Source organism: Homoserinimonas flava, assembly GCF_054969005.1.
Window position 1 is genome coordinate 781,445 of the sequence record NZ_JBUEQS010000001.1, and the last position, 11,794, is coordinate 793,238.

Annotated in this window: 8 protein-coding genes; 3 read left to right on the plus strand and 5 right to left on the minus strand. The window is 63.5% G+C overall.

The annotated features are described in order from the left end of the window. Positions 1-26 precede the first annotated feature (26 nt). Positions 27-2,843, plus strand: a complete 2,817-nt coding sequence (acnA, locus tag ACY48M_RS03705; protein WP_462819252.1) for an aconitate hydratase AcnA — start codon at positions 27-29, stop codon at positions 2,841-2,843. 9 nt (positions 2,844-2,852) lie between these two features. Then, positions 2,853-4,784 (plus strand): 1-deoxy-D-xylulose-5-phosphate synthase, encoded by a 1,932-nt coding sequence (gene dxs / locus ACY48M_RS03710; RefSeq protein WP_462818883.1) that lies wholly within the window; start codon positions 2,853-2,855, stop codon positions 4,782-4,784. A gap of 83 nt (positions 4,785-4,867) precedes the next feature. On the opposite strand, the gene ACY48M_RS03715 is transcribed toward dxs, so the two are convergent. From ACY48M_RS03715 to ACY48M_RS03730, 4 genes are all read right to left on the minus strand, one after another. Then, the gene (locus ACY48M_RS03715) at positions 4,868-6,997 is read right to left on the minus strand and encodes a 3-hydroxyacyl-CoA dehydrogenase NAD-binding domain-containing protein (protein WP_462819253.1); all 2,130 of its coding nucleotides are present in this window, start codon (positions 6,995-6,997) and stop codon (positions 4,868-4,870) included. Further along, a complete protein-coding gene (locus tag ACY48M_RS03720; RefSeq protein ID WP_462819254.1) occupies positions 6,997-8,193 on the minus strand; it encodes a thiolase family protein in 1,197 nt (398 codons plus the stop codon). Before ACY48M_RS03720 ends, ACY48M_RS03715 begins: the two co-directional genes overlap by 1 nt. Positions 8,194-8,277: 84 nt before the next feature. Continuing rightward, complete coding sequence (locus ACY48M_RS03725; protein ID WP_462818884.1) at positions 8,278-9,510, minus strand: ribonuclease D; 1,233 nt, start codon at positions 9,508-9,510, stop codon at positions 8,278-8,280. Positions 9,511-9,525: 15 nt separating this feature from the next. Beyond that, positions 9,526-10,119, minus strand: coding sequence for a DUF3000 domain-containing protein (locus ACY48M_RS03730; protein WP_462818885.1), 594 nt, complete (start codon positions 10,117-10,119; stop codon positions 9,526-9,528). 22 nt (positions 10,120-10,141) lie between these two features. Here ACY48M_RS03730 and ACY48M_RS03735 point away from each other — a divergent pair, with 22 nt between their 5' ends. Further along, on the plus strand, positions 10,142-11,317 hold the full coding sequence (locus ACY48M_RS03735; protein WP_462818886.1) for an alpha/beta hydrolase family protein: 1,176 nt from the start codon (positions 10,142-10,144) through the stop codon (positions 11,315-11,317). A gap of 9 nt (positions 11,318-11,326) precedes the next feature. On the opposite strand, the gene ACY48M_RS03740 is transcribed toward ACY48M_RS03735, so the two are convergent. Then, positions 11,327-11,767, minus strand: coding sequence for a SufE family protein (locus ACY48M_RS03740; RefSeq protein ID WP_462818887.1), 441 nt, complete (start codon positions 11,765-11,767; stop codon positions 11,327-11,329). Positions 11,768-11,794 lie beyond the last annotated feature (27 nt).

Genomic DNA, 11,794 nt, shown 5'->3' on the forward strand with positions numbered 1-11,794 from the left:
CCGGCCAGAGCAAGGGAGTCGACGCCATGTCGTCAGTCAACAGTTTCGGTTCACGGGACACTCTCACGGTCGGTTCGACCGACTACGAGGTGTTCCGACTCGACAAGGTCGCCGGGTACGAGAAGCTTCCATTCAGCCTGAAGGTCCTCCTTGAGAACCTCCTTCGCACCGAAGACGGTGCGAACGTCACCAAGGAGCAGATCGAGGCTCTCGGATCCTGGAATCCCGGTGCAGAACCAGACACCGAGATCCAGTTCACCCCTGCCCGCGTCATCATGCAGGACTTCACCGGCGTGCCCTGCATCGTCGACCTCGCCACCATGCGCGAGGCCGTTGCAGAGCTCGGTGGCGACGCGAACAAGATTAACCCCCTCGCACCGGCCGAGCTCGTGATCGACCACTCGGTCATCGCAGACCTCTTTGGCAGCGAAAATGCCCTCGAGCGCAACGTCGAGATTGAGTACGAGCGCAACGGCGAGCGCTACCAGTTCTTGCGGTGGGGCCAGACGGCATTCGACGACTTCAAGGTCGTGCCGCCCGGCACGGGCATTGTCCACCAGGTCAACATCGAGTACCTGGCGCGCGTCACGTTCACGCGTGAGGTCGGCGGTGTGCTCCGCGCCTACCCCGACACCTGCGTCGGAACCGACTCCCACACGACAATGGTGAACGGTCTCGGTGTGCTGGGCTGGGGCGTCGGCGGCATTGAGGCAGAGGCCGCGATGCTCGGCCAGCCCGTGTCGATGCTTATTCCCAAGGTCGTCGGGTTCAAGCTCAAGGGCTCGATCCCCACCGGTGTCACGGCCACCGACGTGGTGCTCACCATCACGCAGATGCTGCGCAAGCACGGCGTTGTTGGCAAGTTCGTCGAGTTCTACGGCGACGGCGTTGCCGAAGTTCCGCTTGCCAACCGCGCCACGATCGGCAACATGAGCCCCGAGTTCGGCTCCACTGCCGCGATGTTCCCGATCGATGGCGTCACACTCGACTACCTCCGCCTCACGGGCCGCAGCGAAGACCAGGTGAACCTCGTCGAGGCGTACTCCAAGCTTCAGGGATTGTGGCACGACCCGTCTGTCGAGCCTGTCTTCAGCGAATACCTCGAGCTTGATCTCGCGACGGTTGTCCCGTCGATTGCCGGCCCGAAGCGTCCCCAGGACCGCGTCGAGCTCAGCGCTGCAAAATCGCAGTTCGAGATCGATCTCCAGGATTACGCGGCCAACGACCACTCGAAGGTTGACGCCGCGGTCGAGGGCACCTTCCCGGCGTCTGACCCGATCGGCTTCACCGCCGAGGATTCCGACTCGGCGCACGAGCACTCTCACAGCCACGTCAGCCACGCCCCGCTGGAGCTGTCGAAGCCCGTCAAGGTGAGCACGCAGGATGGGCGCAAGTACACCCTCGACCACGGCGCCGTCGCCGTCGCGGCGATCACGTCATGCACAAACACCTCCAACCCGAGCGTCATGCTCGCCGCCGGACTTCTCGCACGCAACGCGGTGAAGAAGGGCCTCACGTCGAAGCCGTGGGTAAAGACGACGCTCGCGCCGGGTTCCAAGGTCGTGACCGACTACTACGCGAAGGCCGGACTCACCGACGACCTGGAGGCGCTGGGCTTCTACACCGTCGGGTATGGCTGCACCGTTTGTATCGGCAACACGGGCCCGCTCATCGAAGAGGTCTCCGCCGCGATCAACGACAACGACCTTGCCGTCACCGCGGTGCTCTCTGGCAACCGCAACTTCGAGGGTCGCATCAGCCCGGACGTGAAGATGAACTATCTCGCGAGCCCGCCCCTCGTAATTGCTTACGCACTCGCCGGCTCGATGAACTTTGACTTCGAGACTGATGCGCTCGGCAACGACACCGAGGGCAACCCGGTCTTCCTGAAGGACATCTGGCCAGACTCCGCGGAGGTGCAGTCGACGATCGACAGCTCCATCGACACCGCCATGTTCACGAAGGAGTACGGCGAGGTCTTTGAGGGTGACGAGCGGTGGCGTTCCCTGCCGACACCCGACAGCGAGGTGTTCGAGTGGGATTCAGAGTCGACCTACGTGCGCAAGCCCCCGTACTTCGACGGCATGACCATCGAGACCTCGCCCGTGGTCGACATCACTTCGGCCCGTGTGCTCGCGAAGCTCGGTGACTCGGTCACGACCGACCACATCAGCCCGGCCGGAAACATCAAGGCCGACAGCCCTGCTGGGAGCTACCTGCAGGAGCACGGGGTCGATCGCAAAGACTTCAACTCCTACGGCTCGCGCCGTGGCAACCACGAGGTCATGATCAGGGGTACCTTCGCCAACATCCGCCTCCGGAACCAGCTGCTCGACGGAGTCGAGGGTGGCTACACCCGCGACTTCACCCAGCCGGATGCTCCGCAGTCGTTCATCTACGACGCATCGCAGAACTACCAGGCTGAGGGCACACCGCTTGTCATTCTCGGTGGCAAGGAATACGGCTCGGGCTCGTCGCGCGACTGGGCCGCCAAGGGCACCAGCCTTCTCGGGGTCAAGGCGGTCATCACTGAGTCGTTCGAGCGAATTCACCGCTCGAACCTCATCGGTATGGGCGTCGTGCCGCTGCAGTTCCCGGCGGGGGAGAGCGTCGATTCGCTCGGCCTCGATGGAACCGAGTCGATCAGCATCGTCGGGCTCACCGAGCTCAATGAGGGCCGCACTCCGAAGACCGTGAAGGTCATCGCAGAGCCGACCGCGCATTCTCCCGAGGGCAAGACCACGATTGAGTTCGATGCGGTCGTGCGCATCGACACTCCCGGCGAAGCGGATTACTACCGCAACGGCGGCATCCTGCAGTACGTGCTCAGGAGCCTCGTCTAAGCTTCGGGAATGAGTATTCTCGAGACCATCAGCGGTCCTCGTGATCTCGACGTGCTCTCCTCTGCTCAGCTCTCACAGTTGGCAGAGGAGGTCCGTCGGTTTCTTGTCACGGAGGTGTCGAAGACCGGCGGTCATCTTGGTCCGAATCTTGGTGTCGTTGAGCTGACGATCGCCCTGCACCGCGTGTTCCACTCGCCGCAGGACCCGATCATCTTCGACACCGGACACCAGTCCTACGTGCACAAGTTGCTCACGGGGCGCCAGGACTTCAGCCGTCTTCGCCTTCGTGGCGGCCTCGCAGGGTATCCTCAGCGCTCGGAGTCAGTGCATGACGTCGTCGAGAGCTCCCATGCGTCTAGTTCGCTGTCGTGGGCGGACGGTGTTTCCCGCGCATTTGAGATGTCAGGACAGGACGATCGGCACGTCGCCGTCGTGGTCGGCGATGGTGCGCTCACTGGCGGGATGACCTGGGAGGCCCTCAACAACATCAGCGACGACAACACGCGAAACCTCGTCATCGTTGTCAATGACAACGGACGTTCCTACGCGCCGACAATCGGCGGCATGGCGCGGTTTCTCAATGGCGTCCGTACCCGGCGCACCTACCGCAATCTGCACCTCGGCAGTCGCAAGCTGTTCGACAGGCTCGGCGCCCCAGCACGCGCGCTCTACCGCGGTGTGCGAGGCGGTCTGCACGGCTTCCTCAGCCGCTTCACAAACAACGAGGCACTCTACTCAAACCTCGACATCAAGTATCTCGGCCCCATCGACGGGCATGATCTGCACGCGCTCGAAGAGGCACTGCGCCAGGCGAAGACGTATGCGGCACCCGTGATCGTTCACGTCATCACGCAAAAGGGCCGAGGTTACAAGCCTGCCCTTGCCGACGAAGCCGATCAGTTCCACGCGGTCGGGCAGATCGATCCAGAGACCGGTGAGTCAGTGAGCGGGCCCGGTTCGCCGTCGTGGACGTCAGTGTTCGCCGACGAGATCGTCGAAATCGCCGCAGAGAATCCGCGCATTGTCGGCATTACCGCCGCAATGCTCCGTCCGGTCGGCCTGCACAAGCTGGCTGCCAGGTTCCCTGACCGCGTGCTCGATGTCGGCATCGCGGAGCAGCACGCTGTGACATCCGCTGCTGGGCTCGCGTTTGGCGGCCTCCACCCGGTCGTTGCGGTGTACGCAACGTTTATCAACCGTGCCTTCGATCAAGTGCTGATGGATGTCGCGCTGCACAGGGCTGGCGTCACGTTCGTGCTCGATCGTGCTGGCGTAACAGGCCCGGATGGTCCGAGCCATCACGGAATGTGGGACCTCGCGATCCTCCAGGTCGTGCCCGGCATCCGACTCAGCGCGCCGCGCGACGCGTCACGCCTGCGCGAGCAACTGCGTGAGGCGGTCGCCATCGAAGATGCGCCCACCGTCATCCGCTTCTCGAAGGGCAGCGTGGGAGGCGAGGTCGAGGCCGTGCGTCGCACCTCGGACGGCGTGGATGTGCTCCACGAGTCTGCCCAAAAGGATGTGCTCATCATGACGATCGGCCCCATGGCCGACATGGGTCTCGAGGTCGCGGCACGGCTCGAGCAGCAGGGCATCGGCGCGACGGTCGTCGACCCTCGGTGGGTCGTGCCGATCCCCAAGAGTGTTATCGAGCTTGCAGCCGAACATCGAATTGTGATCTCGATCGAAGATGGTGTGCGCGTCGGCGGAGTCGGCACACGACTGCGCCAGGATATGCGCGCTGCCGGCGTCGACACTGCCGTGACCGAGCTCGGCCTTCCGGACAGGTTCCTTGATCACGCGACGCGCGCCGAAATTCTCGAAGAGGTCGGTCTCACCCCGCAGCAGATCGCGCGAGACGTCGTTGCCCAGGTGCTCGGCAGCAAGATTCCTGTCGCCCGCTCTGAGCCACGGAATGAGCGCGTCGACGCCGAGGGCTGATACTTCGGCTCTGAGAGGCGAGTTCAAACGGAGAATGGCCCGGACTGCGAACTCCGGGCCATTCTCCTTTCTTTCGTGCTGGTCTAACGGTGATCGACACCGCGGATTGTCGGTGTGTGGAATGTGCCCCCGAAGGCACGTTCGGAGGCGCCAACACGGTCGAGGTATGGCGTCGCTCCACCCATCTGGAACGGCCATCCTGCACCGAGGATGAGGCAGAGATCAATGTCCTCGGCCGCCGCGACGACCCCCTCGTGGAGCATGCGCTTGATCTCGTCCGCGAGTCCGTCCTCGAGCCGGCGGAGGATCTCCTCACGGGTCATCGGCGTCGTGCCACCAGAGACGATCTTCACGGCCTTCTTGTCGAAGCCCTTGATCTTGCCCTTGCCGTCGCGCTCGAAAATCTGACCATACTCGGCGAGGCGGTGGAGGTTCTCGCTCTCGAAGAATCGCTCGGGGAACGCCGCGTGATGTGTGTCGAGCACGTGCGCACCGACCTTGAGCCCGACCAGCTCGAGCAGCTCGAACGGCGTCATCGGCAGTCCCAGTGGCGCATTCGCCGTGTTCACGACCTCGAACGGTGTGCCGGTGTCGACGGCGTGCATCGCCTCGCCGAGAAGCTTCGCGAGGATGCGGTTCACGACGAAGCCGGGAGTGTCGGCCGTGATGACCGCCGTCTTGTACAGCTTTGCAGCCGTCACCATGGCGGTGCTCAGCGTGGCCTCATCCGTCTGCGGAGTGTTCACGACCTCGATGAGCGGCATGACCGCGACGGGGTTGAAGAAGTGGAACCCGACGAGCCGCTCCGGGTGTGCGAGCTTGGCGCCGATCTGTTCAACCGAGAGCGATGAGGTGTTTGTCGCGAGCACCGCGGTCTCTGAAACGTGCTTCTCGATCTCGGCGAGAACATCCTGCTTCGCCTCGAGATTCTCGTAGATCGCCTCGATAACCCAATCTGCATCGGCAAAGTCCGTCTTGTCGGTCGTGCCGGTGACGAGCGCCTTGAGGCGGTTAGCGTCGTCGTGCGAGAGCTTTCCCTTCGAAAGAAGCTTGTCGATCTCGCCGTGGATGTATCCGAGGCCCTTATCAATCTGCTCTTGCGAGATGTCGGTGATGATGACCGGGACCTTGAGACGTCGCACGAAGAGCAGCGCGAACTGCTGTGCCATGAGGCCAGCCCCGACGACCCCGATCTTGGTAACCGGCTTCGCGAGCTTCTTGTCGGGCGCGCCGGCCGGTCGCTTTCCACGCTTTTGCACGAGGTTGAAGGCGTAGATGCTCGCGGCGAACTGGTCGCCGGCGATGAGCTCGGCGAGCTTCTCGTCCTCGGCAGCAAACCCTGTGCGACGATCGGTGTTCTTTGCCGCCTTGAGGAGTTCGAGTGCGGCATACGGGGATTTCGCGACCGTGCCGATGCGGCTTTCAAGCATCTTGTGCGCGATGCCGATCGCGACGTCCCACTTGACCGCCCGCTCGATCTTGCCCGGTTCATTCGGGCGCTTGACCTTCGTCGCACCGGCAATGACGCCGTCGGCCCAGCGGATCGATTCCTCGAGGAAGTTTGCGGGGTCGAAGATTGCATCCGCGATACCCATGTCGAACGCCTGCTGCGGCTTCAACATGGTGTTGTTCTTTAGGGGGTTCTCAATGACGACCTTGAGCGCATTCTCGATGCCGATGAGGTTGGGAAGCAACCAGGCGCCGCCCCATCCGGGAATAATGCCGAGGAACACCTCGGGGAGCGCGATTCCGGCGCCCGAACGATCGACAGTGCGGTAGTTCGCATTGAGGGCGACCTCGAGGCCACCGCCGAGCGCGAGCCCGTTGATGAAGACGAACGATGGGACCCCGAGCTCATCGAGCTTGCCGAGTACGTGGTGACCGAGCTGGGCGAGCTTCTTCGCGGCATCCCTGCTCGGGATCTCACTCACCTTGCTGAGGTCGGCACCGGCAGCGAGAATGTACTGCTTTCCGGTGACAGCGACGCCAGCGATCTCGCCGCGAGCGGCACGCGCTTTCTGCTCGTCAAGCACGTCACCGAGCTCAAGGAGTCCGAGCGGCCCAAAGGTGTTTGGACGGGTGTGGTCGCGCCCGTTGTCGAGCGTGATGAGGGCGAGCATTCGCCCATCGGAGAGCGCGACATCCGTCACGTAGGAGTGGGTAACCACCTCGTCGCCGGAAAGCGCCTTGAGCTCGTCGAAATTCTGCGTCATCACTTTTTCTTCTTCTTTCCCGTGTAGTGCGGGTTCTCCCAGACGACCGAACCGCCCTGGCCCAGGCCGACGCACATAGCCGTGAGCCCATAGCGAACCTCTGGGTGCTCCTCGAATTGGCGTGCAAGCTGAATCATCAGGCGGACGCCAGATGACGCGAGTGGATGTCCCACCGCGATGGCACCGCCCCACTGGTTGACCCGCGGGTCATCGTCGGCGATGCCGTAGTGGTCGAGGAGCGAGAGCACCTGCACGGCAAACGCTTCGTTGAGCTCGAACAGGCCGATGTCGTCAATCGTGAGCCCGGCCTTCTTGAGCGCCTTCTCGGTGGACGGGATCGGGCCGATGCCCATGATCTCGGGCTCAACGCCGGCGTAGGCATAGCTCACGAGTCGCATTTTCGGCTGGAGGCCGAGCTCCTTCGCCGCTGCACCACTTGCGAGCAGACCGACCGTCGCGCCGTCATTCAGGCCGGATGCATTGCCGGCAGTGACCCGACCGTGCGGCCGGAAGGGGGTCTTGAGATCCGCGAGCCCTTCCATCGTCGTCTCGGGTCGGGGCGCCTCGTCGCGTGTGGCAAGGCCCCAGCCCGCGGCAGTCTTGATGGCGATCGGCACGAGATCCGGATCGATCTTGCCAGCGGCGACGGCGGCTGCGAACTTCTGCTGGCTCGCGAGAGCAAAGCGGTCGGCGCGCTCCTTCGTCAGCTCCGGGAACCGATCATGGATCCTCTCCGCCGTGTTACCCATGTTGAGTGCTTCGGCGTTGACGAGTTTCTCCGCGACGAATCGGGGGTTAGGGTCGACGCCCTCACCCATGGGGTGGTGGCCCATGTGCTCGACGCCACCGGCGAGCACGATGTCGTACGCACCCATCGCGATGCCGCCTGCGAGGGTCGTCACCGACGTCATCGCGCCAGCGCACATGCGGTCGATCGCATACCCGGGAACGGAGTGGGGAAGGCCTGCCAAGATGGCCGCGCTTCGGCCGAGCGTGAGCCCCTGGTCGCCGGTCTGGGTTGTCGCAGCGATCGCAACCTCATCGATCCGGTCTTTTGGCACAGCGGGGTTGCGCTCGAGGAGGGCGATCATCGCCTTCACCACGAGATCGTCGGCCCGGGTGCTCCAATACATTCCCTTTTCGCCGGCTCGACCGAATGGGGTCCTCACCCCATCGATGAACACGACTTCTTGCATCTCGGCCACAGTGCCTCCTTGTTGTCAGGTACTGAACCTGATCCTAGGCTTGGCATTTTTGGGGCACGAACCCTTTGCACGAACCTACGAAGCGTCTTCCTCGCCCTCCGGGGCCTCTTGGACCGCATCTACAAAGGCTTGGTGGATGATCTGTACGGTTGCTTCAATCTGCCAGGGACGAGCACCGAGTTTGGCGAGGGTCGCAGCGAGGGCGTCGGCACCCAGCGGCTCCGGAGGATTCCAGGCCACGCGGCGCAGCGTATCGGGCGTCAGTAGGTTCTCAAGGGGTACGGCCATCGACTCAGCGAGCTCGGCGATGCGAGGTCGTACGACTTTCAGCCGCTGATCGGCCTCCGGGTTGCGATCAGCCCAGGCCTTGGGCGGCGGGATCGTGTCAGCGCCGGGGACGCGCAGCGTGAGTACTTCGGTCGAGGCGAGCCCCTCTTCGATCGCTGACCACCACCGCGCGAGCTCTGACCGGCTTGCTCGACCGCTGAACTCACGCAGTGCCGCGAGGTCGCGCTTGCTTGAGGGGAGCGTCTTCGCTGCCGCGACGAGGCTCGAATCGGGCACCAGACGCCCGGGAGCAATGTCGGTCTCCCGCGCATATGCATCCCTGGCCTCCCAGAGTGCCTTTGCGACGGCGAGGTTGCGTGACCCCCGCACGGAGTGCACTCCCGAGAGGCGTCGCCAGCCTTCGCCGCGCGAACTTGGGCGTGCTGTGCGGCTGAGCACATCGGCGAACTCCTGCCGTGCCATCTCTGTCTTTCCCTGCTCGTCGAGGAGTGACGCGATAGCATCGCGAAGGTCAACGAGCAGCTCGACGTCGAGGGCGGCATAGACAAGCCAAGATTCCGGCAGCGGCCGTGTGGACCAGTCGGCCGCGGAATGCTCTTTGGCGAGGTGGATGCCGAGCAGCGACTCGACTACCGTCCCGAGACCAACGCGGGGGAGCCCAGCAATTCGGGCACCGAGCTCAGTGTCGAAGATCTCGACAGGGTCGAGGCCGACTTCTCGCAGACATTCGAGATCCTGGCTTGCCGCGTGAAATACCCAGACCACCTGGGAGATTGTTGCGTTCAGTTCAGAGAAGTCGCCGATGGCTGGTGGGTCAAAAAGAAAGGTGCCCGCTCCGCGACGAAAGACCTGGATCAGGTAGGCGCGCTGTGAGTAGCGATATCCGGATGCTCGCTCCGCATCGACCGCGACGGGGCCTTCGCCCGCGCCGATACGCTCGACGGCCGCGAGATACTCATCCCGCGTCGTGATCACGTGATGGCTGTCGGCCGCCACCTCATCGCTTGGTTCAGAAGTCACATCATCCCTCTCGGCTCACGCTTCGCGGGCGGCTCTGCGTGTCGCCAAGGATCTCACGCCCTCGGCCGGAGGGAGGCCAGCGAGCATGCCAAGGAGTTCACCCCAGCCTTCGACGTGGCTCGTGACATCCGCGTCGCTCGGTGTCCACGAGGCCCTGAGTTCGATCTGCGCGCCGTCGCCCTGGTCGGCGAGTTCGCCATAGCCGGTTGAGAGAATCTTCGTCGCGGTGCCGGACGGGTTGGTATAACGGGCGCCTCGTGCATCGAGGGCGTCGATGAGCCACGACCACGCAACATCCGCGAGAAATGGATCGACGCCAATGTCGGTCTCCAACGGCGCCTGCACGAAGCACACGACACGGAACACCCCACCCCAGGCATCTGGAGCTTCAGGGTCGTACAGCAACACGAAGCGGCCGGTTCCGAGATCAGAATCCTCATCGTGGCGAGCCGGTGTGACATCCGCAGCGAGCGCGATCGAGTGAGGCGATAGCGACGACGGCGACGGGATGTCATGCACGCTGACCTCAGATCGGAACGTCGCGCGACGAATCGCAGCAACGGCATCGCTGAACGGGGTTGGAATTGCCCCAGTATCTGAGTTCGCCACATGTGAAGACTAAAGTTCAAGCGTGACGCACGCACGCAGGCACGCCGCACGGCAGGCGCAGTGGTGGCTTCCCGCCGTCTTCGTCGCCGCTGCAGGTGTCGGAACTGTCGCAGCAGCGACCATCGCGGGCACGCTGCTCGTCGCTCGTCGGGTCGTCACGCCTCCGCGCCGGGCAGTGCACGACATCCGTATTGTGGCCCTTGATCTCGAAGCCGAGACCATCGTGCTGACGGCGCACCCCGAGTCGCTGGTCGATGGCCACTATGGCCTCTGGTTTGACCGCGATTCTGGCTACGCGAAGGTCGGGCCGATCCTGGATCGTAGCCCGAACACGGTGACTCGTCGCCTCATTCGAGTTGAGGAGGGCATGCCCCGTGCGGGAGCCCGGTGTCGAATCTCTGGCTGGTATTACCGTGACCCCGAAGAGCTCGCTCTGCCCTTTAGCGAGGTCGAAGTGGAGACGACCCTCGGCCCGGCCCCTGCCTGGAGGATCGACCCCGAGACACCGTCGACCCGCTGGGTTATCCAAGTCCACGGACGCGCCGTAGATCGACGAGAGACGATCCGGGCTGTGCCGGTGTTCCGCGATGCTGGCTACACCTCTCTCCTCATTTCATATCGAAATGACGGTCTTGCCCCGCAAAGCGCCGATGGACTCTATGCGCTCGGAGACATCGAATGGCTCGATGTCGAGAGTGCGATGCGCTACGCGCTTGATCATGGTGCGAAGAGCATCGTGCTCATGGGATGGTCGATGGGTGGGGCAACCGTCTTGCAGGCGGTGTCGCGTTCACACCTTGCGGCCGTCGTGGACGGCGTCATCCTTGAGTCGCCCGTCGTCGACTGGGTAACGGCGCTTGATCACCAGGCGGGCATGCTAAGAATTCCCCGCTTTGTCACGTTCGCCGTGTACCGCGTGCTCACTCGGCCGTGGGGGAGAGTCGTCACCGGCCAGGCCGCACCCATCGATCTTCGCCGGCTCGATTTCGTATCTCGCGCTGTGGAGCTTCGAGTGCCGATCCTGCTTTTGCACAGTTCAGGAGATCGCTTTGTTCCCAACACTGCGTCTCGTGCACTCGCTGAGGCGCGACCAGACATCGTGACGTTTCCTGAGATATCCGAGGCCGGGCACACCAGGATTTGGAATCACGATCCGAAGCGGTTTACCAAGATTGTCAGTGCATGGCTGGATCGATGACGCGCTGCCCTACGCCGCCGACTTTGCCGTGACTTGACGTTTGATTCTTGAGAGCAAGGCACTCATGCCGCGAAGGCGCAGAGGGCTGATGGCCTCGGCGAGACCGATCGTGCCCGCAAAGTCCTCAGAAACGCCGAGTACCTCCGCCGCGGGGAGGCCGTCGAGGCCCTGCACCAGAATTGATGCGAAGCCGCGAGTGGTCGGTGCCTCGCGCGGCGCCGTCACGAAGAGGTGGACCACCTCATCCTCATCGACCTCAACAAAGAGGTACACGGGAGCTTGGCATTCTTCAACACGCTCGAGAAGGTCGGGGTGGTCCGCGTAGCGTTCAGGAAGCTCCGGCAGCTCGTTGGCGAACTCGAGGAGCAGCGTGAGGCGCTCGCGTTGGCCGACGGCGAGGAACTCCTCCCGAATATCGGCGAGCGCCGCGGGGAGATCGTGTGCGTTCATCGCTCCGAGTATCGCATCATGGTCGCC